Annotated in this window: 24 protein-coding genes and 2 tRNA genes; 12 read left to right on the forward strand and 14 right to left on the reverse strand. The window is 66.7% G+C overall.

The features are described 5' to 3' along the window. Positions 1-215 precede the first annotated feature (215 nt). Positions 216-752, reverse strand: a complete 537-nt coding sequence (locus AB0E56_RS11500) for a hypothetical protein (protein WP_359799036.1) — start codon at positions 750-752, stop codon at positions 216-218. 291 nt (positions 753-1043) lie between these two features. On the opposite strand from AB0E56_RS11500, the gene AB0E56_RS11505 reads away from it, so the two are divergent. Then, on the forward strand, positions 1044-1889 hold the full coding sequence (locus tag AB0E56_RS11505; protein WP_359799037.1) for a GAF domain-containing protein: 846 nt from the start codon (positions 1044-1046) through the stop codon (positions 1887-1889). A gap of 9 nt (positions 1890-1898) precedes the next feature. Further along, positions 1899-2054: a hypothetical protein gene (locus AB0E56_RS11510; protein ID WP_359799038.1), complete on the forward strand. Its 156-nt coding sequence runs from the start codon at positions 1899-1901 to the stop codon at positions 2052-2054. Between the two features lie 149 nt (positions 2055-2203). Here AB0E56_RS11510 and AB0E56_RS11515 read toward each other — a convergent pair. After that, positions 2204-2277: transfer RNA gene (locus AB0E56_RS11515), tRNA-Ile, on the reverse strand. A gap of 30 nt (positions 2278-2307) precedes the next feature. Continuing rightward, positions 2308-2844 carry a gamma carbonic anhydrase family protein gene (locus tag AB0E56_RS11520; RefSeq protein ID WP_359799040.1) on the reverse strand — a complete coding sequence of 179 codons (537 nt, stop codon included), beginning with the start codon at positions 2842-2844 and terminating at the stop codon, positions 2308-2310. Positions 2845-2974: 130 nt separating this feature from the next. Here AB0E56_RS11520 and AB0E56_RS11525 point away from each other — a divergent pair, with 130 nt between their 5' ends. Then, a complete protein-coding gene (locus tag AB0E56_RS11525; RefSeq protein WP_359799042.1) occupies positions 2975-3460 on the forward strand; it encodes a DNA starvation/stationary phase protection protein in 486 nt (161 codons plus the stop codon). A 64-nt stretch (positions 3461-3524) separates the two neighbouring features. Here the strand turns inward: AB0E56_RS11525 and AB0E56_RS11530 are convergent, their stop codons facing one another. From AB0E56_RS11530 to AB0E56_RS11555, 6 genes are all read right to left on the reverse strand, one after another. Then, complete coding sequence (locus tag AB0E56_RS11530) at positions 3525-5021, reverse strand: amidohydrolase family protein (protein WP_359799044.1); 1497 nt, start codon at positions 5019-5021, stop codon at positions 3525-3527. Then, a complete protein-coding gene (locus AB0E56_RS11535; protein WP_359799046.1) occupies positions 5018-5659 on the reverse strand; it encodes an FMN-binding negative transcriptional regulator in 642 nt (213 codons plus the stop codon). Before AB0E56_RS11535 ends, AB0E56_RS11530 begins: the two co-directional genes overlap by 4 nt. A 40-nt stretch (positions 5660-5699) precedes the next feature. Continuing rightward, entirely contained in the window at positions 5700-7184 is a 1485-nt protein-coding gene (locus AB0E56_RS11540; protein ID WP_359799048.1) for a sodium:alanine symporter family protein, read from the reverse strand. Between the two features lie 99 nt (positions 7185-7283). Next, the gene (locus tag AB0E56_RS11545; RefSeq protein WP_359799049.1) at positions 7284-8282 is read right to left on the reverse strand and encodes a DNA-formamidopyrimidine glycosylase family protein; all 999 of its coding nucleotides are present in this window, start codon (positions 8280-8282) and stop codon (positions 7284-7286) included. A gap of 1 nt (position 8283) precedes the next feature. Continuing rightward, complete coding sequence (locus AB0E56_RS11550; protein WP_359799051.1) at positions 8284-8769, reverse strand: ribose-5-phosphate isomerase; 486 nt, start codon at positions 8767-8769, stop codon at positions 8284-8286. A gap of 38 nt (positions 8770-8807) precedes the next feature. Next, entirely contained in the window at positions 8808-9995 is a 1188-nt protein-coding gene (locus AB0E56_RS11555; protein ID WP_359799053.1) for a ferrochelatase, read from the reverse strand. A 169-nt stretch (positions 9996-10164) separates the two neighbouring features. Between AB0E56_RS11555 and pepN the strand changes: the two genes are divergently transcribed. From pepN to AB0E56_RS11575, 4 genes are all read left to right on the forward strand, one after another. Then, positions 10165-12717, forward strand: a complete 2553-nt coding sequence (gene pepN / locus AB0E56_RS11560) for an aminopeptidase N (RefSeq protein ID WP_359799055.1) — start codon at positions 10165-10167, stop codon at positions 12715-12717. 147 nt (positions 12718-12864) lie between these two features. Then, positions 12865-13938, forward strand: coding sequence for a mechanosensitive ion channel domain-containing protein (locus AB0E56_RS11565; protein ID WP_359799057.1), 1074 nt, complete (start codon positions 12865-12867; stop codon positions 13936-13938). Continuing rightward, positions 13893-14384: a globin gene (locus AB0E56_RS11570; protein WP_359799059.1), complete on the forward strand. Its 492-nt coding sequence runs from the start codon at positions 13893-13895 to the stop codon at positions 14382-14384. The genes AB0E56_RS11565 and AB0E56_RS11570 overlap by 46 nt, the downstream gene beginning before the upstream one ends. Next, positions 14381-16045, forward strand: a complete 1665-nt coding sequence (locus AB0E56_RS11575) for an FAD-binding dehydrogenase (RefSeq protein WP_359799061.1) — start codon at positions 14381-14383, stop codon at positions 16043-16045. Before AB0E56_RS11570 ends, AB0E56_RS11575 begins: the two co-directional genes overlap by 4 nt. A gap of 107 nt (positions 16046-16152) precedes the next feature. Here AB0E56_RS11575 and AB0E56_RS11580 read toward each other — a convergent pair whose 3' ends face one another. Next, positions 16153-16818, reverse strand: a complete 666-nt coding sequence (locus AB0E56_RS11580) for a hypothetical protein (protein ID WP_359799063.1) — start codon at positions 16816-16818, stop codon at positions 16153-16155. Between the two features lie 50 nt (positions 16819-16868). Here AB0E56_RS11580 and AB0E56_RS11585 point away from each other — a divergent pair, with 50 nt between their 5' ends. After that, the gene (locus tag AB0E56_RS11585; RefSeq protein WP_359799065.1) at positions 16869-17759 is read left to right on the forward strand and encodes an acyl-CoA thioesterase II; all 891 of its coding nucleotides are present in this window, start codon (positions 16869-16871) and stop codon (positions 17757-17759) included. 28 nt (positions 17760-17787) lie between these two features. Here AB0E56_RS11585 and AB0E56_RS11590 read toward each other — a convergent pair whose 3' ends face one another. From AB0E56_RS11590 to AB0E56_RS11605, 4 genes are all read right to left on the reverse strand, one after another. Continuing rightward, complete coding sequence (locus AB0E56_RS11590; protein ID WP_359799066.1) at positions 17788-18273, reverse strand: thioesterase family protein; 486 nt, start codon at positions 18271-18273, stop codon at positions 17788-17790. A gap of 7 nt (positions 18274-18280) precedes the next feature. After that, the gene (gene ettA / locus AB0E56_RS11595) at positions 18281-19960 is read right to left on the reverse strand and encodes an energy-dependent translational throttle protein EttA (protein WP_359799068.1); all 1680 of its coding nucleotides are present in this window, start codon (positions 19958-19960) and stop codon (positions 18281-18283) included. Positions 19961-20022: 62 nt separating this feature from the next. After that, positions 20023-20523 carry a hypothetical protein gene (locus AB0E56_RS11600; protein ID WP_359799069.1) on the reverse strand — a complete coding sequence of 167 codons (501 nt, stop codon included), beginning with the start codon at positions 20521-20523 and terminating at the stop codon, positions 20023-20025. Between the two features lie 83 nt (positions 20524-20606). Next, positions 20607-21122 (reverse strand): single-stranded DNA-binding protein, encoded by a 516-nt coding sequence (locus AB0E56_RS11605; protein ID WP_359799070.1) that lies wholly within the window; start codon positions 21120-21122, stop codon positions 20607-20609. A gap of 209 nt (positions 21123-21331) precedes the next feature. Here AB0E56_RS11605 and AB0E56_RS11610 point away from each other — a divergent pair, with 209 nt between their 5' ends. The 4 genes from AB0E56_RS11610 to orn all read left to right on the forward strand — a co-directional run bounded on the left by AB0E56_RS11610 (position 21332) and on the right by orn (position 23378). Next, positions 21332-21601 (forward strand): hypothetical protein, encoded by a 270-nt coding sequence (locus AB0E56_RS11610; RefSeq protein WP_359799072.1) that lies wholly within the window; start codon positions 21332-21334, stop codon positions 21599-21601. 96 nt (positions 21602-21697) lie between these two features. Beyond that, a tRNA-Arg gene (locus AB0E56_RS11615) sits at positions 21698-21770 on the forward strand. 228 nt (positions 21771-21998) lie between these two features. After that, positions 21999-22571 carry a hypothetical protein gene (locus AB0E56_RS11620; protein ID WP_359799074.1) on the forward strand — a complete coding sequence of 191 codons (573 nt, stop codon included), beginning with the start codon at positions 21999-22001 and terminating at the stop codon, positions 22569-22571. Positions 22572-22751: 180 nt separating this feature from the next. Further along, entirely contained in the window at positions 22752-23378 is a 627-nt protein-coding gene (gene orn, locus AB0E56_RS11625) for an oligoribonuclease (RefSeq protein ID WP_359799075.1), read from the forward strand. The last annotated feature ends 22 nt before the right edge of the window (positions 23379-23400 follow it).

The following is a 23400-nucleotide window of genomic DNA, read 5'->3' on the forward strand; positions in this document are numbered from 1 at the left end:
CATCCGCCGGTTCAATGAGTTCGTGGCATCCGCTGATGGTCTATGTGGGGATGTGGTCCAGGTGGGGTGTCCTGTAGCTTCCCTCCCCTCTCAGGACACCCCACGCTCGAACCGTCAGCGCTGTTGCGGCGGTTCTCAGTCCGTGACGGTCCCCGCTCTCGGTTATCGCGACTGGTGCCGTCGTGTGGGCTGCGACTCAGCTCGTAGCCGCATGCTCAGCTGTCAGATGTGGCATGGGTGGTGGTGAGCGAGTGCAGTTCCGCACCTTCTCGGCGCCATCGCCGACCGTGACCATCCGTGAATTCCATGCGTGTTACTGCCCACCGATCACGTCGTGTGATCGGGCTCACGGGACCGTGGATCTCTTCGATGGGTTTGGGGATCGTCCAGTGATATCTCGTGTGGCGAAGAAGCACGTACTGGCCTGGGGGAAGGACGGTCACTGTTGCCACCGGCAGCGGGGTACCTGTCCGATCAGCACTCCAGACTCGGACGTCGAAGAGGGGCGTATCTGAGGCGTTGCGTACTGTGAAGCCGCTGTCTTGCTCACCACTGTCGAAGGTGTGCGCTCGGCATTCGATGGCCCACGCGGATACACGGCTCGCTTGCCATCGAGCGACTTCCTCGCGTGTCCGGTCGTCGCGGGCGACTTCGACGGCGCGCAGACGTCTGGACTCCCATGCCGTCCACAGCGCCGCGGCTACGGCGACTACGGCAGCGATTGCACTCATGACCTGGGCGATCTCGCTCATTTGTTCCTTTCAGGCGGAGAGAGTGCTTGGTGCGCCACCTACATCGCGCCGGCCGAATGTGCTCGCGGCGTTCGAGTTGCTCCGCTGCGACGGGGTTGCTCCGACAGGCTATGTGCGGTCGTGATCCGCTGGATGTGCCGGATTCTAGGATCCTGGGATGGCGCAGATTGGGTTCGGTTTCTCTTCTTTGACGGCCGTGCTCTGCACCATCCTCAGATGTGAGCAGCGGAGGACGTCGCGAGGGTTCCCGCTAATGTGGTGTGTTCGACAGGTCGAGGGAGCCAGACAGCGGTGAAGACGCGTAGTGACCAGGATCCGCTGTGGTGGACGATCGTCTCCGTGGCCGTGCAAGTGGTTGGCGTGTTCGCCGCTTCACAGCTCATCGCGTGGGCGTTCCGTGAACCGGAGAAGAACGGACTCCTGAAGGGTGTTCTCTTCTCGGGCGCCGCGGTGGTCCTGATCATCGCCGTCGGGTTCGCTGTCACCGGCAAGGTGCGTGAGCATGCCAGGGCGAAGAAGGTCAAGAGCGTGCGTGAGGAGCAGCGGACCCTCCTCAGCGACAACCTGATGCCGGTGGCCGCGACGATCGCGAATATGGCGCGGCTGCCGCATAGTGCCCGTCGCACCGCCTTGCGTAATGTCGCACAGGCAGGGGCCGGCGCACTCAGCGGCATCATCGACAGCGAGGTGTCCCGGGCACGTGCCGTCGTCTACGAGATCGATATGGACAGCACGCCGATCCGGATGGTTCCGATCGGGCACGCGGGCCGCGGAGACCGCCCCCGCCCGTTCGTGGCACGTACCGAGCGCGGTGATGGGGCGTTCGATTTCATTGCCGCACTCGAGACCGCGTTCTATCCGGACCTGACGAAGGAGAAGCCGGCCGGGTACAAGGGCACTGCGCAGGGGTACAACACGTTCATCAGCGTCCCCATCTACACCGAGACGGGTACGTATGGCATGGTCACCCTCGACGCGCTGAAGGCGGACACGCTGAACAACGGTCATGTCGCGCTCGTCAAGCTGCTCGCCGAAACCATGTCGATCGCTTACGAGGTCGGACAGGACGAAGACAGCGCGGACGAGGACGACGACACCGGCGCCTGCCCTCCCCCTGTTGTCGGAAGTGAGGCGTAGACTGTGGCCATGGAGAAGCGCAACTGGCAGGCCGTGAAGACGTCCGGTGGCTATGGCGTCCTGAAGATCAACGGCGAGCAGATCAAGAAGGCCATCATCGTGCGTAACGCCGAGGCGAGCCAGGTTAAGCCCTCAGGTCGAGTCAACGCCGCGACCGCGAACTGACCACAACCGAGCGTGCCATCACGGCGCGCTGGCGTCCCCGGTGCGCAGGAGGCCAGTCGTGGCCAATTCGCTTATCTGAACACCGTCGACAGACACAAGTGCAACCTTCTAGATCCGCGGAGTTATGCGGATCCGAGAGCTTTGAACGGTAGGGCGGGTCGGACTTGAACCGACGATCGTTGGGTTATGAGCCCACTGCCTTAACCAGCTTGGCCACCGCCCCGTACACCCTCAAGCCTAGCGTCAGGGGCGGTCAGGCCCGTGTCGCAGACTCGTGGGTTCCGAGGTGTCCGAGATACGCATCGGCGTTCGCGATCAGTCCCGAACGTTCGTCGTCGCTGAGCGTTCGGCGGACCTTCGCCGGCACGCCGGCGACCAGGGAGCCGGCGGGGATCTCGGTGCCGCCCAGCACCACCGCACCTCCGGCGATCAGGCAGCCGGCGCCGATCACCGCTCCGCTGAGGATCACAGCTCCCATGCCGACGAGAGAGCCTTCGCCGATCGTGCACCCGTGCACTACCGCGTTGTGTCCGATCGACACCTTGGCGCCGACCATGACGGGGTGCCCGGAGTCCACGTGCACCGAGACGTTGTCCTGGACGTTCGCGCCGGGACCGATGACGATCCCCGCGGAATCTCCCCTGAGCACCGCGTTGTACCAGACGCTGCTGCCCGCTCCCAGCATCACGTCCCCGACGATGCGCGCGCCGTCGGCGACGAACGCCGTGTCGTCGATGGAGGGAGTGCGGTTCGGGAGGGCGAGGATCGAGGCTCCGGAGGCGATGCTCATGAGGCGAGACTACCCTCACTTCCGCGGAATCACGCGGAAGTGAGCCGAGCCTCAGCTTGCTTGCGGAATGTCTCAGGCTGAGTAGCGTTGTCTCCATCAGATACGAGAATCCGTTCCGGAGGAGCACAAGATGAGCAAGGCACAGACCGTTTCCACCACCGCCATCGACCCGACCGTGGCTGCAGGGGCGGCCCAGTTCCTCTCCCCTGTCGTGCTCGGTCTGCAGGCATTGACCATCAACGGGAAGCAGGCGCACTGGCACGTGCGCGGCGCCAACTTCGTCGGGGTCCACGAGCTTCTCGACACGATCGTCGCGCATGCCGGCGACTTCGCCGACACAGCGGCAGAGCGGATCGTCGCGCTCGGCCTGCCGATCGACGCGCGCGTGAGTGCGGTCGCCGAGAAGTCCGGCGCGACCACCGTGCCCGCGGGCTTCACGCAGTCCGATGAGCTGATCCGTGCCGTCATCGCCGACATCGACGCGATCCTGACCGATGTCAAGGCGGCCGTCGACGGCCTGGACGAGGTGGACCTCACCAGCCAGGACGTCGCAATCGAGATCCAGCGTGGCCTCGAGAAGGACCGCTGGTTCCTGGTGTCGCACATCGCCGCCTGAGCACCTTCTTCAGTCGGGCCGGTTCTCCATCGCGGAGGACCGGCCCTTCGCCTGTCGGCGACCGCTAACTCGCGTGAGTGACGCGCCCTGCCAGCAGGGTCGCTCGCACCGGCATGCTCCGGAGCTCCGCGCCGTTCGCCGTGCGGGGATCTGCACTGCAGAGCGCCATGTCGGCCGGCGCACCGGGGCGGAGGGACGTGCGCACGCTCGCCGCCAGAGCCTGGTCGAGGGTCAGGCGCTCCTCCGGGTGCCACGGAGCACGATCGTCGTCCGTCCGGGACACGGCTGCCGAGATCGCGTGCCACGGATCGAGCTCGGACACCGGGGCGTCCGATCCGAAGCGAAGTTCGGCACCGGCATCCCGCAACGATGCGAGCGGGTAGCCGATCGCCGTCTGCCCGCGCCAGTGACGCTCCACCAGGTCGCGGTCGTCGACGGCGTGCTGCGGCTGGACGCTGGCGACGACACCCAGACGTGCGAACCGCGCGAGATCGGCGTGCCGAACGAGCTGCACGTGCTCGATCGAACCGACAGCACCGGTGCTCGTGAAAGCGTCGAGTGCCGATGTCACTGCCCGATCACCGATCGCGTGCACAGCGACGGACAGGCCCGCCCCGGTCGCGCGAGTCAACAGCGCCACGAGCTGGTCGGAGGGCACGGTCAGCATGCCGAAGTTCTCCGGATCACCGGGATAGGCATGAGAGCATGCCGCTGTCCGCGTGCCGAGCGAGCCGTCGGTGATGACCTTCAACGGTCCCACGTGCACGAGCCCGCGACCGGCCTCCGGCGTCTCAAGCGACTCCCGTAACTCTCCGGTGCGCAGCCCCGCCGCGATGGCGCGGTCGAGGTCGAACGGATACACCGCGAACTCGACCCGGTGGGATGCGAAGCCGCCCTCGACCCGCCGCGGCCACGCCTCCGCGCTCCATGCCATGTCGAAGTCGACGAGGCCGGTGACACCCCGTGCAGCCGCCTGCTCGCCGGCGCGGGACATCGCGCGGTCTCCATGGGCGGCGTCGACGGCGTTCAGGCGACGCGAGATCTCGAACGCCTCGGTTTCGCGCAGGATCCCGTCGTCGCCTCGGAACCCCTCACGGGCCAGCGCAGCGCTGTTGAGCCAGACACTGTGCACGTCGGCGTTGATGAGATAGGTCGGAACATCTCCCGTTGCCGCATCCAGCAAGGCGAGCGTGGGTCGATCCGTCCACAGGGCGTCTCGGAATCCGGTGCCGACGCGACGTCCGTCCGAGAGCGGATCGACCCCGCTCATCGTGCGCGCAGCCTCGGCCGCGGAATTGACATGCCCGAGGGCTGCGCGCTCCGACGTCAGTGCCCACTGGACGGTGTGGACGTGGTTGTCCCAGAGCCCTGGAACAACCCACCCTCCGTCGGCTTCGAGCACCTCACCACGGGCAGAGAGAGCTCCCGTCGGCGCGATGTCGGCGATGCGACCGTCGACGATGTGCACGTCGACCGGCTCATCGTCGATCAGGAACTCACGCCCCGGTCCGGCAAGCCTGACGGCGCGGACGGTGCCGATGAGCGACCCACGGCCGATCACTGCTGCACGCCCCGCCGCGCGTCCTGTGCACGGCGCATCTCCGCCGCCAGCTCCGGATTCGTGTACGGCCCTGGAGCGGAGAGAGACGCGATCACGGTCTCGATCGTCTCCTGAGGCTTGTTCTGGCTGAGCTTGCGCTTGGCGACGACGCGTGTCGGCGTCAGGCGGAAGCCCACGGTCCCGGCGGCGAGTCGCTGGACGAACGCGGAGTCGTTCGGCCGCTCCCACATCATCCGCGGATCCGGCATGCGCGATTCGAATCGGGCCACCAGCTGGTCGAGAACGGCGAGGTTCTCGTCCTCGGACAGGATCTCGGGCACGCCGCTCAGATGCACGGCGGTGTAATTCCAGGTCGGCACTGCGGGCACGTCGCCGTACCAACCGGGCGACACGTAGCCGTGGGGCCCCTGGAACACGACGAGCAGTTCGCGCACCCCCAGGCCATGGATCAGGTCGTCGGGGCGCCCGACATGACCGACGACCGACAGGTCGTCGCGCGAGCCATCCAGGAGTACCGCATAGTGCGAGGCGACGAGTCCCTCATCGCCTGCGCTCGTGATCATCGCCCAGGGATTCCTGTCGATCACCCGTCGCATCTCGGTCACGTCGGCCAGCGTGAAGCTGGGGTTCTGTCGCATATGAACAGCCTAGGGCCGCGATGCCGGCCGGCTCCGCGTCTCAGCCACGGCGGCGTGGGACAACGGGAACCGCCTGTGTCTTCCACTCCTCCCAGCCTGGTGTTCCCGCCATGAACGACTCGATCTGATCGCGATCCGCCCGCAGTTTCGGGTCGTTGTCCAAGTACTTCTTCGTCTCCCTGGCGACGAGGCCGGAGAGGATCAGCAGTCCGATCAGGTTGGGAAGCGCCATCAGACCGTTCATCGCGTCCGAGAACGCCCAGACCACTCCGAGCTGGACGGTGCACCCGACGAAGACCACGAGAGAGAACAGGATTCGGAAAGGCATCACTGCGCGTCGTCCGATGAGGCGCTCGATGTTCCGCTCGCCGTAATAGGACCAACCCAGAATGGTCGACCCCGCGAACATCACCAGCCCCAAGGTCACGATGATGTGCCCCCAATCCCCTGGAAGCCCGTGGGAGAAAGCAGCGCCGGTCATCAGCGCCGGGCTGAGCTGCTCCCCCGTCTCCGGATCGATCTCCTTCCAGGTGCCCGTCGAGATGATGACGAGACCCGTGCAGGTGACCACGATGATCGTGTCGATGAACGTCTGCGTCATCGATACCAGGCCCTGCCTGACCGGGTGGCTCGTCTTCGCTGCGGCCGCTGCGATCGCAGCGGATCCCATTCCCGACTCGTTGGAGAAGATGCCTCGGGCCACACCGAACTGCACGGCGACGATGATGGCCGAGCCGGCGAACCCGCCGACCGCGCTCGTCCCGGTGAACGCCTCGGAGAAGATCTGCGCGAAGGCGGCGGGAAGCGCACCGACGTTCGCGATCAGGATGTAGAGCGCCCCGAGGACGTAGAAGATGATCATGATCGGAACGAGCCCCGCCGTGACTCGGCCGATCGACTTGATCCCACCGACGAGGACGACCATGGCGAAGGCGGTGAGGACGATGCCCGTCACCCAGGTCGGCACATCGAAGCTCGCCTCGAGGTTCTGGGCGATCGAGTTCCCCTGTGTCATGTTCCCGATGCCGAAACAGGCGATCACGGCGAACACGGCGAAGGAGAGCGCCAACACCTTGCCGAACGGTCCGCGGATCCCGCGCTCCAGGTAGTACTGGGGACCGCCGGACTTCTCGCCCGCGTCATCGGTCTTGCGGAACCGCACGCCGAGGAAGGCCTCCGAGTACTTCGATGCCATTCCGAGGAGTCCGGTGATCCACATCCAGAAGAGCGCACCCGGACCGCCGATGCCGATCGCCGTAGCGACGCCGACGATGTTGCCGGTGCCCACTGTGGCGGCGAGTGCCGTGGTCAACGCCTGGAACTGGGAGATGTCGCCGTCGGCGCCCGGATCCTTGCGAGTGAGGAGCCCGAGACGCAACGCCGAGCCGAGACGCACGAACTGCAGTCCCCCGAGTCGGATAGTGAGGTAGAGCCCCGTGCCCAGAAGCAGCGGGATGAGGAAGAACGGGCCCCAGATGAACCCGCTGACATTCTCGAGGATGGTCTGGAGGGCAGTGAGATCCATATCGGCTCCTGTCGGTGGCGGCGCATGAAACGCTGTCACCATATTCACAGGAACCGGAATACCACGCGCCAATCGTCGCGCGTGTCCGATGAACCGACGTCAGGCTTGGCAGCGCGGGCACCAGTACAGCTTGCGCGCGCCGATCTCCTCGAGAGCGATCTCCGTGCCGCAGACACGACACGGCAGACCGGCCCGGTGATACACCCAGTGCCGGTCGTCACGGTTGGCCATCGCCGCCCGATAGTCCTCACCGGTCAACCAGTCCATCGTCATCATCTGTCCGGTCTCGACACCCACGGCGAGCAGCCGAACCCAGTCGTGCCAAAGCGCGCGCACGACGTCCTCAGGGACGTCTCGGCCCGGGGTGTGCGGGTTCAGGCGCTGCCGATACAGCATCTCGGCGCGATACACGTTGCCGATGCCGCTGACGACGGACTGATCCATCAGCAGCAGCGCGATCACCGTCGACTTCTTCCGCACAGCGCGGACGAATCGCTCCTCGTTCTCGACCGGGTCGCCCACGAGCGGGTCCGGTCCCAGCTTCGCGATCGTGGCGAGCATCTCGTCAGGCGTCTGCAGCACGCACGCGGTCGGTCCCCGAAGGTCGGCGGCGGTGATGTCGGTCATCAGGCGAAGACGGACCTGTCCGACGACCGGCGGCGGCCACTGCGCACCCTCGTCAGCCAAGCCCTTCGTCTGCTCGGACATCCGTACGTGCACGCGGGTGCGGCGCGGTGCGCCGATCGAGGCGAGGGAGTTCTCTCCCGCATCGTCGAGGATCGGCTCCTCGAGCACCGTCCCGCGCTGATTCGTCTGCCCCATGCGGCCGTTGGCCGAGGCGATCGTGGGGTCGACGAGAATCTCACCCGCGAAGTCCCATGCACCGTAGAGCCCGAGATGCACTCGCAGCCAGAGGTCGCCCTCGGCCTCGAGGAACATCTGCTTTCCGACGGCCTGCACGCTCACAGCGGTCCGCCCGTCGAGAAGAGCCGCCCCTTCAGCGAAGCGTCCCTGCGGACTCGAGGCGCTGAGCGTCTTGCCGACGAAGTTGCGATCGAACTGCCGCGCGATCCGATGGACGGAGTGGCCCTCGGGCATGTCAGGCCCGCGGGTCCGGGAGCAGGGAGCCGTCGCGCTCGAAATCCGCGATCTGACCGATGCGGCGGACGTGGCGCTCATCGCCCGAGAACGGCGTCGCGATGAATCGGTCGATGAAGGCGGTGACCTCGTCGTAGCTGTGCTGGCGTGCACCGATCGAGATCACGTTCGCGTCGTTGTGCTCACGTGCGAGCTCGGCTGTCGAGAGGTTCCAGACGAGCGCGGCCCTGATGCCTTCGACCTTGTTCGCCGCGATCTGCTCGCCGTTGCCGGAACCGCCGAAGACGACACCCAGCGCCTCCACTCCTGCACGCTGATCGGCGATCACCGCCTGCGCGGCCCGGATGCAGAACGCCGGGTAGTCGTCCACCGCGTCGTACTCGATCGGGCCATGGTCGACGACGTCGTGTCCAGCCCCGCGCAGATGGTCCTGGAGCTTCGTCGAGAAGTCGAGACCGGCATGATCGGTGGCGATGTGGATGCGCATGACTCCTATCCTAGAAGTCGCTGATCGCGGGCTGCGCCTCAGGGTGCGACGCCGGCTGCGGCGGGCTTGAACCCGGCGCGGACGTTCTCGCAGCACCCCGGACGGCAGACGTCGAATCCGCCGGGCAGCGACGTGACGTGGGCACGCTCCTCATTCGTGCGGCCCTGAAGGCGCTCTTCGATCAGATCGACGATGCCCGAGACGAATGCCGGCCGCACACCCGGCGTCGGTGTGCGGGTGAACGCGAGCTCCGCCTCTTCCGCGGCTTCGGCCGCCTCGGTGTCGAGATCCCACAGGACCTCCATGTGATCGCTCATGAATCCCACCGGAACGACGATGACGGCCTTACGGCCGCGGGCGGGCAGTTCCCCGATCACGTCGCACACATCCGGCTCCAGCCACGGCTGCGAAGCGGGGCCGGAACGCGACTGGTAGACCAGCTCCCACGGCACGTCCGCTGCTGCGGGAAGAGCAGCGCGCACCTGGTCCATGGTCCATTCCGCGACAGCGAGGTGCTGTGCGGCGTAGGCGCCGCCCTCCCCTCCCCAGTCGATGTCGCGGGCGCCCGAGCGTTCGGCGTCGGCGGTGGGAATGCTGTGCGTGGAGAAGAGGACCTGGATCTCGGTCGCCGCGATGCCCTGATCGAGGTACCCCTGCACGGACTCGCGCACGCCGGCCTCGAACGCCTCCACGAACCCGGGGTGGTCGTAGAAGGGGCGGATCTTGTCGATCGTCACGCTGTCTCCGAGGCCCGTCTCGGTGAGCACGCGTGCGAAGTCCTCGCGGTACTGGCGGCAGCTGGAGAAGGAGCTGTACGCGCTGGTCGCGAATGCGAGCAGGGTCGTGTGGCCGTTCGCCGCAGCCTCGGGAACGACATCCTCGAGGTAGGGTCCCCAGTTGCGGTTGCCCCAGTACACCGGGAGGTCGATGCCACGCTCGACGAGAGCGTTCTCGAGCGCTTCCTTCAGCACCCGGTTCTGGCCGTTGATCGGACTCACGCCGCCGAAGTGACGGTAGTGGTGCGCCACCTCCTCCAACCGCTCGTCCGGGATGCCGCGACCTCGCGTGACATTCCGCAGGAACGGGATCACGTCTTCCTGCCCCTCGGGTCCGCCGAAGCTCGCCAGCAGGATGGCGTCGTAGTCGACCGGCGTCGACACGAAGGGTGCGCCGTCCGCGGCGGCAGGCGAAGCAAAGGGAACGACATTCGGCTCGATCGCAGTCACCCTCTCATCTTCCCACCTCCACGGAGGGCCGACGTCCGCCTGTCCCGTTTCCCGACAGCGGAATCGGGACGTGAGCGCATCCGTCGCTCTGGCGTAGGCTGTCATGGTTGCCGTCGGCGCCAACTGCGCCCAGCCTCGGTGACATCCCCTCACCCCTGGGAGTACAGCTGTGCCTGGAGAGAACCTCACCCGTGTCGAAGCGCAGGAGCGCCGCAGCGTCATCGACACGCAGTCCTACGAAGTCGCCCTCGACCTGACCAAGGGCGCTGAGATCTTCGGCTCCCGCAGTGTCGTGCGCTTCACCGCGACGCCGGAGAGCTTCACCTTCATCGACCTCATCGCCCGCGACGTCCGGGAGATCTCGCTCAATGGCGAGCAGCTCGACCCGAACGAGGTCTTCGCCGACTCGCGCATCGCGCTCACGGGGCTCCAGGCGGAGAACGTCCTGGTGGTCGACGCCGACTGCCTCTACACGAACACCGGTGAGGGCCTGCACCGCTTCGTCGACCCAGTCGACGGCGAGGTCTATCTGTACTCGCAGTTCGAGGTACCAGACTCCCGACGTGTGTTCGCGGTCTTCGAGCAGCCCGACCTGAAGGCGACGTTCCAGTTCACCGTCACGGCGCCTGCCGCGTGGAAGGTCGTCTCCAACTCCCCCACCCCCGAGCCCATCGTGCACGACGACGACGTCACGGCGACCTGGGGTTTCGAGCCGACGCCGCGCATCTCGTCGTACATCACGGCTCTCGTCGCAGGACCGTACGAGTCGACGTTCTCGGAATTGACGAGTGCCTCCGGGCGCGTGATCCCGCTCGGCGTGTACGGCCGCAAGAGCCTGTGGCAGCACCTCGACGCCGACTACATCTTCGACAAGACCCGCGAGGGCTTCGCGTACTTCGAGTCGAAGTTCGGCGTCCCGTACCCGTTCGCGAAGTACGACCAGCTCTTCGTGCCCGAGTTCAATGCGGGCGCCATGGAGAACGCGGGCGCGGTGACGTTCACAGAGACCTACGTCTTCCGCAGCAAGGTGACCGACGCCGTCAAGGAACGTCGCGTCGTCACGATCCTGCACGAGCTGGCGCACATGTGGTTCGGCGACCTCGTCACCATGAAGTGGTGGAACGACCTCTGGCTCAACGAGTCGTTCGCCGAATGGGCCTCCACCATCGCGACCGCCGAGGCGACCGAGTGGACCGAGGCGTGGACCACGTTCAACGCGATGGAGAAGACCTGGGCGTATCGCCAGGACCAGCTCCCCTCCACGCACCCGATCGTCGCGGAGATCAACGACCTCGAAGACGTGCAGGTCAACTTCGACGGCATCACCTACGCCAAGGGCGGCTCCGTCCTGAAGCAGCTCGCCGCCTGGGTGGGCATCGAGGCGTTCTTCGCCGGCGTCTCGCAGTACTTCCAGAAGCACTCCTGGGGCAATACGGAGCTGACGGACCTGCTCACAGAGCTCGAGGCGACCAGCGGTCGCGAACTGAGCACCTGGTCGAAGAAGTGGCTCGAGACCGCGGGCGTCAACACGCTCGAGCCGGTCATCGCCGAAGACAACGACGGCGCGATCTCACGCTTCGCCATCACGCAGACCGCCCCCGCCGACTACCCCACGATCCGTCCGCATCGCCTCGGCATCGGCTTCTACACCTTGACCGACGGCACGCTCACGCGTTCGCACTATCTCGAGGTGGACGTCGACGGCGATCGCACCGAGGTCCCCGAACTGCACGGCATCGCACGCCCTGATCTCGTCCTCCTCAACGACAACGACCTCGCGTACACGAAGATCCGCCTCGACGAGAAGTCCCTCGCCACCGCGATCGCCCACCTGGCGGACATCCACGACCCGCTGGCGCGCTCCCTGGTGTGGGGTGCCGCGTGGGACCAGACGCGCGACGCCGAGACCGGCGCCTCCGCATACATCGACCTGGTGCTCGGGAACATCGGGCGCGAGTCCGAATCCACGACCGTCCGCACCACTCTGGCGCAGCTGCGCACCGCGGCGACCCTGTACGTCGCGCCCAACCAGCGCGAAGCCGCGCGCCTCAAGATCGCCGACGGCCTCTGGGCGCTCGCCGAGTCGGCCGAACCCGGCAGCGACAGCCAGCTGCAGTTCGTCACCGCGTTCGCCAACGCCCTCGTGACGCCTGAGCACGCCGGCGTCATCGGGCGTCTGCGGTCCGGCGAGGAGACGCTCCCCGGCCTCGAGATCGACGCCGACCTGAACTGGCAGCTGCTCGTCGGCCTCGCCACGATCGGTGCGACCGACGCCGCCACGATCGATAACGCTCTCGCGGCCGACAACACCGCCAAGGGCGCCGAGTTCGCCGCGCAGGCTCGCGCCGCCTTGCCCGACTCCGCATCGAAGAACGCCGCCTGGAACTCGCTCATCGAGCGCGACGACGCACCGAACACGATCGTGCGTTCCGCGGCACTCGGCTTCGTGCACCCTGCAGGAGCGACCGTCCTCGGCGAGTTCGTCCCGAAGTACTTCGACATGCTCGTGCCCGTCTGGGAGTCGCGCAGCTACCAGATCGCGCAGTACCTCGTCGTCGGCCTGTTCCCGACCGCGCTCGCAGACGTCGCCCTCCGTGACGCCACGCGCTCGTGGCTCGCTGCGAACCAGGACGCCCCGCCCGCGCTCCGACGCCTCGTCCTGGAGAACCTGGCAGACGTCGAGCGGGCCCTCGCAGCACAGGCGCGCGACGCCGAAGACTGAGCGTCCGAGGCATCCGAGACGGAGACCATCCGCCCTGTCGCAGGGGTGTTGCAACACGACGCCACGCGATGTCGGAGCGGAGGGTCTCCGTTTCGGCGCTGACACCGTCCAGCCGACGCAGAGACCCGATCGATAGGATCGTGAGCGATGATCCTTCCCTTCGATGTCACTGAACCGCCGACTGAAACCCCCCTCCCCGACTGGCTGGTCGGCCTGCTCGACGTGCTCGGCAAAGTCGGGATGAAGGCTCTCGCGGTCGCCCTGATCATCATCAGCTGCGTCGTGATCGGGCTCATCCTGCGACTCGTCATCCGCCGCGTCGTGCACCGCATCGTCGACAGCGCGAAGAGCAAGGCCTCAGTCGACGACACGCAGGCCCTCGAGCGCTCGCCACTCGCCGACATGCGTCTGGTGCAGCGGACTCGAACGCTCGGCACGATCCTGCAGAACATCGTCAACGTGATGCTCGTGGTGATCGCGATCGTCCTGATCGTCAATGCCCTCGATCAGAGCCTGCTCGGCTCACTGACCCTGCTCACAGCAGCCGTGGGCGCCGGACTCGGTTTCGGCGCGCAGAACATCGTCAAGGACGTGCTCAATGGCATGTTCCTGGTCGCGGAGGACCAGATCGGCATCGGCGACGTGGTCGACCTCGGTCTCGCGAGCGGTGTCGTCGAATACGTCAGCGTCCGCATCACGCAGGTCCGTGACGTCAACGGCACCCTCTGGTACGTCCGCAACGGCGAGGTCACCCGCATCGGCAACATGTCGCAGGGGTGGGCGCGATCGATCATCGACATCGGCGTCCCCGCCGACTCCGATCTGGAGCAGGTCGAACACATCATGCTCGAGACCGCACAGGGTCTCGCGAAGGATCCCAAGTGGCGCACGCGCATCATCGAGAAGCCGGAGCTGTGGGGACTCGAGTCGGTCGACGGCGACGCCCTCGTCGTACGGATCGTGATCAAGGCGCGGGCGAACGCGAAGGACGACGTCGCGCAGGAGCTCCGCCGCCGCCTGCGCGCTGCACTCCTGGAGAGGGAGATCGGCGTTCCGCGGATGACCGACGTCGTCCCGACGGGCCTCGATGGAGCACGCCGGGTCCGGGGCGCGAATCCGCCGAGGACGAGACCGAACGCGGTCACCGGGGTACCCGTGATCCCCGACCGCGGCATATGGCGTCGCAAGAAGCCGACCGACGACGGGAGCCCGCAGAAGTGACGTTCTACGACGAGATCGGAGGGCACGAGACCTTCCGGAAGATCGTGTCGGTGTTCTACCGTGAGGTCGCGCTCGACCCCGTGATGAAGCCGATGTACCCCGAGGAGGACCTCGGGCCTGCAGAGGACCGGCTTCGGATGTTCCTCGAGCAGTACTGGGGAGGGCCGACCACCTACGGCGACACCCGCGGTCACCCTCGACTGCGCATGAGGCACATGCCCTTCCACATCGACGCGGACGCGCGCGATCGTTGGCTTCGTCATATGCGCACGGCTGTGGACGAGGCCCAGTTGTCGCCCCTGCACGAATCGACGCTCTGGGACTACCTGGAGCGCGCCGCCTATGCCATGGTGAACACATTGGAGCCATCCGGCATCGGCGCCGCGCCAGGTGGTCGACCGACGCTCGAGACCCGATCACGTCAGGAATCAACGGAGAACCCATGACGACACAGCCCCTGTCCGCAGATGTCCTGGTGATCGGGTGGGGGCTCGCGGGGCTGGTCGCCGCTGCCGAGGCGCTCGATGCGGGAAAGCGCGTCATCCTGCTCGATCAGGAGCCGCGGACGAACCTCGGTGGTCAGGCGTGGTGGTCGTTCGGGGGTTTGTTCCTCATCGACTCCCCCGAGCAGCGGCGGTTCGGGATCAAAGACTCCCTGGAGCTCGCGACACAGGACTGGTTCGGCAACGCCGGTTTCGACCGTCCTGAGGACGAATGGCCTCGGCGCTGGGCGGAGGCGTATCTGCAGTTCGCAGCGGGCGAGAAGCGCTCCTGGCTGCGCGAACGCGGCGTCGGGTTCTTCCCGGTCGTCGGCTGGGCGGAACGCGGCGGCTACGGTGCGATCGGCCCCGGCAACTCCGTCCCGCGGTTTCACATCACCTGGGGCACCGGCCCCGGTATCGTCGCGCCCTTCGCCGCCGCGGTGGAGCAGGGAGAACGCGAAGGTCGGCTCACGGTACTCCCCCGGCATCGGGTGACGGGCCTCATCGTGACCGACGGCGCTGTCGTGGGTGCACAGGGCCGCATCCTCGCGAACAGCGGCGCGAAGCGGGGAGTCGCCTCCTCCCGCGACCCCATCGGCGAGTTCGAGATCACGGCACGGTCCACCATCGTGTCCTCCGGCGGGATCGGCGGAAACCACGACCTCGTACGTGCGGCGTGGCCGGCACGTCTCGGCACGGCGCCGACGCACATGCTCACCGGCGTTCCCGCGTACGTGGACGGCTCCATGCACGCCGTGAGCGAAGCCGCGGGCGCCCGCCTGATCAACGGCGACCGGATGTGGCACTACGTCGAAGGCATCACGAACTGGGACCCGGTGTGGCCGTCGCATGGCATCCGCATCCTCCCCGGGCCTTCTTCGCTCTGGCTCGATGCCACAGGCGTACGGCTGCCGGTGCCGCTGTTCCCTGGATTCGATACGCTCGGCACGCTCGAGCATCTGCGGAGGACGGGTCACGATCATTCCTGGTTCGTCACGTCGAGACAGATCGTCGAGAAGGAGTTCGCCCTCTCCGGCAGTGAGCAGAATCCGGACCTCACCGGCAAGGACGTGGGCCTCCTTCTCCGGTCACGGTTGGCGAAGGGTCCGACCGGTCCCGTGCAGTCGTTCCTCGACGAAGGCGAGGACTTCATCGTGGAGAACGATCTCGAATCGCTCCTGGAACAGATGCAGCGGCATCCGGGCGGTGAGCTCCTGGACATCGACAACGTCCGCCGCGAGGTCCTCGCCCGCGATAGGGAGATCGACAACAGCTTCACCAAGGACGCGCAGATCGGCATGCTGCGTTCCATGCGCGAGTACCGCGGCGACAAGCTGATCCGCACGGCGGTGCCGCACCGTCTGCAAGACCCGTCAGCGGGCCCTCTCGTCGCCGTCAAGCTGCACGTGCTGACACGGAAGTCGCTCGGCGGCATCAACACCGATCTCGACGGACGCGCTCTCGATGCGCACGGACACCCGATCCCCGGTCTCTACGCCGCAGGTGAGGCGAGCGGGTTCGGCGGCGGCGGGGTGCACGGGTACCGGGCGTTGGAAGGCACGTTTCTCGGAGGATGCTTGTTCTCCGGACGCACCGCCGGACGAGCGGCCGCAGCCACGAGCTGACCGGTCGCACGTTCCGCGCGTCTCGCGACTCGCCAGCAGCAGAGCGGAAGAGGTCCCACTGCGCAGGAGAGCGTCGACCCTGCGGCGTCGAACCCGGGCGACGCCTTTCAGCCCGAGGCGCCGGTGTCTCGGACGCCGGTCAACCCTGAGGCGACGGGGCCGCGGGCCAGCACGTGGCCTCGACGGAACGCCAACCGCGTCCACCGTCCGGACCGCGTCACCGGCACCTGCTCCTCTCCGGAGATGAAGCCCATGGCATCGGCGGCGAAGGCGATACCGCGCGGCAACCCGCCGAGGTCAGCATCCGGCTCGCCCCATACCGCCGCACGAAGGGCACGAACCGCCTCCTCCCCCGATCCGACGCCGGCACCGCGCGCCACGGCGGAGATCCCCCATTGTGCGCGCTGAGCGATGACCGATGCGGCCAGGGTCGCCTCCGGCAGCCACCCGCCACGGGGAGGGGCCATCCCTGCCCATGCCGGCGACAGTCCCGTGTCCGGAAGGACCAGCTGGTCGGCTGCATCGGTCGTCGACAGCTGATCCACGACGATGTCGCACTGAAGTTCGGGGTCGGCGTGCACGATGCGCATCGCGAGGACCGTCGGCGTCTGGTCGAACAGTCCGTGCGGCGCGAGGGCTGCGGTCGTCAGCGCCAGCACGCCGCTCGCCGCCTGCAGCCGCACGCCTTCGTCGGTGATCCTGGTCGCCCGCCCGACGAAAGTGAGAACGTCCTTCGCGGTATCCGGGTCGGCGAGGAGGAGGTGATGCGGCACGCGTTCTAAACTACCAATCGAGCGGCATCTGCGGTCGCGGGGAGGAACACATGAGCGCGGCAGATCACGCCACCCGTACCGTCGAGCGACTGCTCGAGGTCCTCGATCTCGATGCGACGCAGGCCAGGACGACGGAGGACATCTTCACGGGCGCCTCGCACCCGATGCCGAGCGGTCGCATCTACGGCGGCCAGGTGCTCGCCCAGACCCTGCTCGCCGCCGAGCGCACCCTCCCCGAGGACCGAGCGGTGCACTCCATGCACGGCTACTTCTTGCGGCCCGGCGACGCGAGTCACGGCATCACGATCGCCGTCGACCGCATCCACGACGGACGTTCGTTCTCGACGAGGCGGACGCAGGCGTATCAGAACGGTGTGCCGATCTTCTCGATGATCGCATCGTTCCAGGACGGCGACCCCGGCGTCGAGCACGCCGAGCCGATGCCGCAGGGCATCCCCGATCCGGAAGAACTCGCTCCGGACGAGGAGCGCGTGCGAGGCCTCGCAGAGGCCACCACCCGCATGCTGGCCGAACGCGCCGCCGACATCCGCCACGTCGGCTCTCCCCTGTATGGCCCGAGCACGGATGAGCGCGTCGCCCGGCAGGCGGTGTGGATGCGCCTTCGCGCGCCTCTCCCCGACGACCAGCGCCTTCATCGCGCCGCTCTCGCGTACCTCAGCGACATGACGATCCAGGAGTCGATCCTTCGCGCGCACGGCGTGCACTGGGCGCTGCCCGGCCTGAAGGTCGCCAGCCTCGATCATGCGATGTGGTGGCATCGACCCGCGCGGGTGGATGACTGGCTGCTCTACGTGCAGGAGTCTCCGAATGCGCGCGGTGGTCGCGGACTCGCGACGGGACGGATCTACGCGCGCGACGGCGCTCTGGTCGCGAGCGTGGCGCAGGAGATCATGATCCGCGTCCCGGACGAACAGCCCTGATTCATACGCCGCCTCCGAGGCAGCGCTTTCACCGGTGGGCGTACTCCATCGGCGGACCGACGAACGGCTCCCAGGCGTCACGCATCTCCTGCGTGAGCCGGGTTGGTCGGCCGGTCTGCGCGTCGACCAGGACGATGATCGCCGTCGATCGGGCGTAGAGCTGTCGGGGTTCTGCCGTGGGGTCGTTGTGGACCTCGTAGCAGACTTCGACGCTGGAGCCGCCGAGCTTGCCGAACCACATCTGCACTTCGAGCGGGCGTCGCTGGTACGGCACCGGCGCGAGGTACTCGATCTCCTGACGTGCGATCAACGTGAGGATGCCTTCGTCGATACCGGAGTCGAGCACGGCCGTCGATGGTGCCGCTTCGCCCGGCCCTGCCCGCCAGAAAGCCCGGACACGACCCTCCTCGAGGAGTTTCAGCATCGAGGTGTTGTTCACATGGTTGAAAGCATCCAGGTCACCCCAGCGGAGGTGGATCGGGATGTGCAGGCGCGACCCGGTCGAACTCGACACCTCAGCCTCAGTCGCGCGTCAGCTTGCGGTGCGTGGACCGATGCGGCTTCGCAGCGTCCGGGCCGAGGCGCTCGATCTTGTTCTCCTCGTACGCCTCGAAGTTGCCCTCGAACCAGTACCACTGGTCGGGCTTCTCGTCGGTGCCTTCATAGGCGAGGATGTGCGTCGCGATGCGGTCGAGGAACCACCGGTCGTGCGTGATGACCACAGCGCAACCGGGGAACTCGAGCAGCGCGTTCTCGAGCGAGCTCAGTGTCTCGACATCGAGGTCGTTCGTCGGCTCGTCGAGAAGCAGCAGGTTGCCGCCCTCTTTCAGCGTCAGTGCGAGGTTGAGACGGTTGCGCTCACCACCGGACAGGACGCCGGCCTTCTTCTGCTGGTCGGGTCCCTTGAATCCGAACTTAGACACATAGGCACGCGACGGGATCTCGGTCTTGCCGACCGTGATGTAGTCGAGTCCGTCGGACACGACCTCCCACAGCGTCTTGTCGGGATCGATGTTCGAGCGCGACTGGTCGACGTAGCTGATCTTGACCGTCTCGCCGATCTTCAGGTCGCCGCCGTCGAGCGGCTCCAGCCCCACGATGGTCTTGAAGAGCGTGGTCTTACCCACACCGTTCGGGCCGATGACGCCGACGATGCCGTTCGGCGGCAGGCTGAAGCTCAGTCCGTCGATGAGCGAGCGGCCGTCGAACCCCTTCTTCAGGTTCTTGGCCTCGATCACCACGTTGCCGAGACGCGGACCCGCGGGGATCTGGATCTCCTCGAAGTCGAGCTTCCTGGTGCGTTCCGCCTCGGACGCCATCTCCTCGTACCGGGCGAGACGGGCCTTCGACTTCGTCTGGCGGCCCTTGGCGCTGGAGCGGACCCACTCGAGCTCCTCTTTGAGGCGCTTGGCGAGTTTCGCGTCCTTCTTGCCCTGGATCTCGAGGCGCTCGCCCTTCTTCTCCAGATATGTGGAGTAGTTGCCCTCATAGCCGATGAGGCGACCACGGTCGACTTCGGCGATCCACTCGGCGACGTGGTCGAGGAAGTACCGGTCGTGGGTGATCGCGATGACAGCACCCTTGTACGCCTGCAGATGCTGCTCGAGCCAGAGCACGCTCTCGGCGTCGAGGTGGTTGGTCGGCTCGTCGAGGAGCAGCAGGTCCGGCTTCTGCAGGAGCAGCTTCGCCAAAGCGACGCGACGCTTCTCACCACCCGAGAGAGGTGCGATCGCTGCGTCTCCCGGAGGCGTGCGGAGCGCATCCATCGCCTGCTCGAGCTGTGAGTCGAGATCCCAGCCGTCGGCCGCGTCGATCTCCTCCTGCAGCGAACCCATCTCGGCGAGCAGGGCGTCGAAGTCTGCCTCAGGGTCGGCCATGAGTGCGGAGATCTCGTTGAAACGGTCGACCTTGGCCTTGATCGCGATCCCGTCCTGGATGTTCTCGAGGACGGTCTTGGTCTCGTCGAGCTCGGGCTCCTGCATCAGGATGCCGACGGTGAACCCGGGCGACAGCTTCGCCTCGCCGTTGGAAGGGGTGTCGAGTCCGGCCATGATCTTGAGGATCGTCGACTTGCCCGCGCCGTTCGGACCGACCATGCCGATCTTGGCTCCGGGCAGGAACGCCATGGTGACGTCGTCGAGGATGAGCTTCTCGCCCACTGCCTTGCGCGCACGCACCATCGAGTAGATGTACTCAGCCACCGAAACCGCTCCTTCTGTTGGCGTCGAAGATCGACACTCCAGCCTACCGGCCTCGCGTCGTGTCACCAGTCGATCGGTCGCGTGGTGCCGACGAGGCAGCGCCCTTCCGCGAGCTGCGGCAGGACCTTCGCGACCACCTGGCCCGTGGAAGGCCCCACTTGTCCGACAAGACACTCGGTCTCTCCCCAGCGCACCGAGAACTGCAAGCTCTCGGCCGGATTCCCGACCGTCGACCGGTCCTGCGTCACCTGCATCGCCTCGCGATCGAAGCCGGCCCCGATCAGAGCATCGATGTAGGCGCGCCCCGACCCTCGCTGATCGGTCGTCCAGATCCCCTCGGCGATCGCGGTGAACAACGGGAGGTTCTCCTCCGCGGTGCCGTCGGGTACCAGCACCGGTCCAGCGGGCGCGGAGGGTGCTGGGCTGGGCGACACCGCGGACGTCGGCGAGGCCGAGACGGACGGCTCCCCCGATGTGCAGCCGGACAGCAGAGCGAGGGCGGCGACCGAGACGGCGAAGACACCGACCGTACGCGCCGGCGAGAAGACCGATCGACGAGGCACGAGCCGAGTCTACGTCGGCGCTGTGGCTCGGATGCAGGGAGGGGCTGTCGCATGTGCTCGTCGCGGGTGGAATCCCCGGCACCTCACCGCGATTCCGTGATCGGCGCCGGATGCTCCCACGACAGGGCGAGCGGCGTGGTATCCGGTTCCTCGCCCTCGGGCCTCTGCGTGTCGTCCGCGGTCTCCTGAACCGCGACGGTCGCTGCGGAGCTCCGTGCGGCATCCGGCTCGCTGTTGGTCGATCGCGGCCGCGGTCGATAGGCCGTCGTACCCCACCGCAGATCATGCCCGATGGCGTCGGCCTCGATGTCGACGCTGGTGCCGTGTCTGCCGTTGCTCTCCCAATCGCGGATCTTCAGCCGCCCGGTGACGATCACGCTGTCTCCCGTGCGCAGCGAGGCCTTCGCGTTCTCGCCCAGCTGCCGGAACGCGGCAACCGAGAACCAGTTGGTCCCGGAGTCCGACCATTCCTGGGTTGCGGCATCGAATCGTCGGTGCGTGCTCGCGACGCGGAAGTTCGTGACGGGCACGCCTCCCGCCGTCTGCGCCTGCGTCGGGTCCGTGGCGACCCGTCCCACGATGGTGAGGGTGTCGATCATGTCTTGTCCTTTCGGTGACCGGAGCAGCAGTCGTCCGGGTCGCCCCAGCCTGCAGCACACGAGAGCGACCGCGGCGGCTGTTTCCCGCGTTCCGTGGACAGTCCGTGGGAGCGCCGAACGGTGCAGAAAAGGAAGGTCAGCGCGCGTGTCGAGGAGAACGCCCCAATGTCGGTGGTCGGTCATACGTTCGAACCAGGAAAGGAGTTCCGATGTCCGACAACCTGATCACGTCTCTCCCTGAGGTGCCCTACGCCACGCCTCGCCTCGCGACCGCCGGCGAGCACCTCGTCCGCGCGGCTGATCACCTCTGGCGAGTGCAGGACAGGAGGGAGCACGTGCTGGGGCACCTGCGCATCGTCGCCCACCCCCTGGGGCTCCGATACCGCGCAGAGCGTCTGCATCTCGCCACGAGCCGCTTCCGCGTCATCGGCGAGTTCTGGAACGCCGACGATGCTGTGGCCGCCCTCCGCTACTGCTGAGGCTGTCACGTCTTTGCGGTACCCCGGGGCGCGCAGCGAGTGTCGGTCCGCTCCGGGTTCCGGAGACATGGAGGAGGCGGGTACCCTAGATGCCGCCCCCTCGTAGCTCAATGGATAGAGCAACGGCCTTCTAATCCGTCGGTTGCGCGTTCGAGTCGCGCCGAGGGGACACTCCACGCAGGTTGTGCCGGTCACGTGGGATCCCCTCGATGTCCGAGAGCCGTCGGGGGGACTCTCATCCGCCGCAGCGCTCCTGTCCCAGCCACCGCCTCCACCGGAATGACTCTCGCGTCACTTCTCCTCCCCCTCTGACTCCTTTCTCGTGGACGACGTCTGGGTCGTCCGGAACGAGAGGAAACGTGATCCGGTGGTAGACAACAATGCGCAGCATTCTGGCGTGAGCAGGAGGACGATCGTCAAGGGGGCCGCATGGTCGGTTCCCGTCGTAGCTCTGGCTGTCGCGACGCCGCTTGCCGCCGCGAGCGGGCCCATCCCGCCACAGGCAGCGCCCGGTGGCGGTCTATCGGAGTGGCAGGGGTCGACATCCGTGGGAACGTGGACGGTCTCGCAGCCGAACCGGGTACAGATCAACGTCGCCCAGAGCGTGGGGTTCAACGTTCTCGACCCCGACACTGGCGATGTCGCGGACGCCGGAAAGTACACGTCGGGCGTCGTGAGCGTCACGATCCAGTGGGGCGCGGGCAGCGGAGTGAGCACTCCGACGAGCTACCGCATCGAGGAGCGGAATCTGAACGGCTGGGTTCGCGTGGGACCGCTGCCCGCAGAGGGGACGTCCGGCATCGTCGAGTACACGCACGCGGGGATCCTCAACGGCGCAGCGAACATTGCGCAGCTCCCCGTCGTGTGGCTCTATCCGAGCGCGGGCGGGGCGCTCACGCCCACCTACGTCAACACGACGCTGTCGGCGGAGTTCCTCAGCGAGAAGACCTCGGGAGCGCGCGTTCCCTGAGGCGCTTCCTCGAACTCGCGGGATGCCGCGCACATGCGTTCGACCCCTGCCCGGCCCCGGCGGCCAGGTGGGGGTCTTCCGCGTCCCTGAGCGTGCCGCGACCGAGACCGACCGGCGTGCGGGCCGCGTGAGCACTGCAGCCACGGCGGTCGATGTCGGAGCCGTCGATAGTATGGCGAGATGGTATCTGCGTCCGACAATGATCGTCTCGTCTGGATCGACTGCGAGATGACGGGGCTCGATCTGGCAGTCGACGAGCTCGTCGAGATCGCCGTCGTCATCACGGACTTCGAACTCCGCCCCGTCGATCCCGGTTTCCAAGTGGTCATCCGCCCCAATGACACCGCACTCGCAAACATGAACGACTTCGTCACGAAGATGCACGAGACGTCGGGACTGATCACAGAGATCCCGCACGGGGTCTCCCTCGAAGAGGCAGAAGCGGAGACGCTCGCCTACATCCGGCGTTTCGTACCCATGGAGCGGAAGGCGCCGTTGGCGGGCAACACGATCGGCACTGATCGCATGTTCCTCGCCAAGTACATGCCGAAGATCGACCAGTGGCTCCACTACCGGAACGTAGACGTCTCCAGCATCAAGGAGTTGTCTCGACGTTGGTACCCGCGGGTCTTCTTCCAGGCGCCGCTCAAAGACGGAGGGCATCGCGCTCTCGCCGATATCCTCGAGTCGATCCGCGAACTGCGCTACTACCGCGAAGCCGTGTTCGTCGACGAGCCCGGTCCCTCGAGCGACGACGCACGCGAGATCGCCGCGCGCACGGTGTCCGAGTTCACTCCGAACATGTAATAGACTCGTATGGTTGCCTGCT

Origin of the sequence: Microbacterium sp. NPDC028030 (genome assembly GCF_040637855.1) — a bacterium.
GTDB lineage: Bacteria > Actinomycetota > Actinomycetes > Actinomycetales > Microbacteriaceae > Microbacterium.

What these genes read in the sequence shown, in the direction of transcription:
- AB0E56_RS11500 (WP_359799036.1), bottom strand. Translation starts at nt 752, where the DNA reads ATGAGCGAGATCGCCCAGGTCATGAGTGCAATCGCTGCCGTAGTCGCC.
- AB0E56_RS11510 (WP_359799038.1), top strand. Translation starts at nt 1,899, where the DNA reads ATGGAGAAGCGCAACTGGCAGGCCGTGAAGACGTCCGGTGGCTATGGC.
- AB0E56_RS11520 (WP_359799040.1), bottom strand. Translation starts at nt 2,844, where the DNA reads ATGAGCATCGCCTCCGGAGCCTCGATCCTCGCCCTCCCGAACCGCACT.
- AB0E56_RS11525 (WP_359799042.1), top strand. Translation starts at nt 2,975, where the DNA reads ATGAGCAAGGCACAGACCGTTTCCACCACCGCCATCGACCCGACCGTG.
- AB0E56_RS11535 (WP_359799046.1), bottom strand. Translation starts at nt 5,659, where the DNA reads ATGCGACAGAACCCCAGCTTCACGCTGGCCGACGTGACCGAGATGCGA.
- AB0E56_RS11540 (WP_359799048.1), bottom strand. Translation starts at nt 7,184, where the DNA reads ATGGATCTCACTGCCCTCCAGACCATCCTCGAGAATGTCAGCGGGTTC.
- AB0E56_RS11545 (WP_359799049.1), bottom strand. Translation starts at nt 8,282, where the DNA reads ATGCCCGAGGGCCACTCCGTCCATCGGATCGCGCGGCAGTTCGATCGC.
- AB0E56_RS11550 (WP_359799051.1), bottom strand. Translation starts at nt 8,769, where the DNA reads ATGCGCATCCACATCGCCACCGATCATGCCGGTCTCGACTTCTCGACG.
- AB0E56_RS11565 (WP_359799057.1), top strand. Translation starts at nt 12,865, where the DNA reads ATGATCCTTCCCTTCGATGTCACTGAACCGCCGACTGAAACCCCCCTC.
- AB0E56_RS11570 (WP_359799059.1), top strand. Translation starts at nt 13,893, where the DNA reads ATGGCGTCGCAAGAAGCCGACCGACGACGGGAGCCCGCAGAAGTGACG.
- AB0E56_RS11575 (WP_359799061.1), top strand. Translation starts at nt 14,381, where the DNA reads ATGACGACACAGCCCCTGTCCGCAGATGTCCTGGTGATCGGGTGGGGG.
- AB0E56_RS11585 (WP_359799065.1), top strand. Translation starts at nt 16,869, where the DNA reads ATGAGCGCGGCAGATCACGCCACCCGTACCGTCGAGCGACTGCTCGAG.
- AB0E56_RS11605 (WP_359799070.1), bottom strand. Translation starts at nt 21,122, where the DNA reads ATGATCGACACCCTCACCATCGTGGGACGGGTCGCCACGGACCCGACG.
- AB0E56_RS11610 (WP_359799072.1), top strand. Translation starts at nt 21,332, where the DNA reads ATGTCCGACAACCTGATCACGTCTCTCCCTGAGGTGCCCTACGCCACG.
- orn (WP_359799075.1), top strand. Translation starts at nt 22,752, where the DNA reads ATGGTATCTGCGTCCGACAATGATCGTCTCGTCTGGATCGACTGCGAG.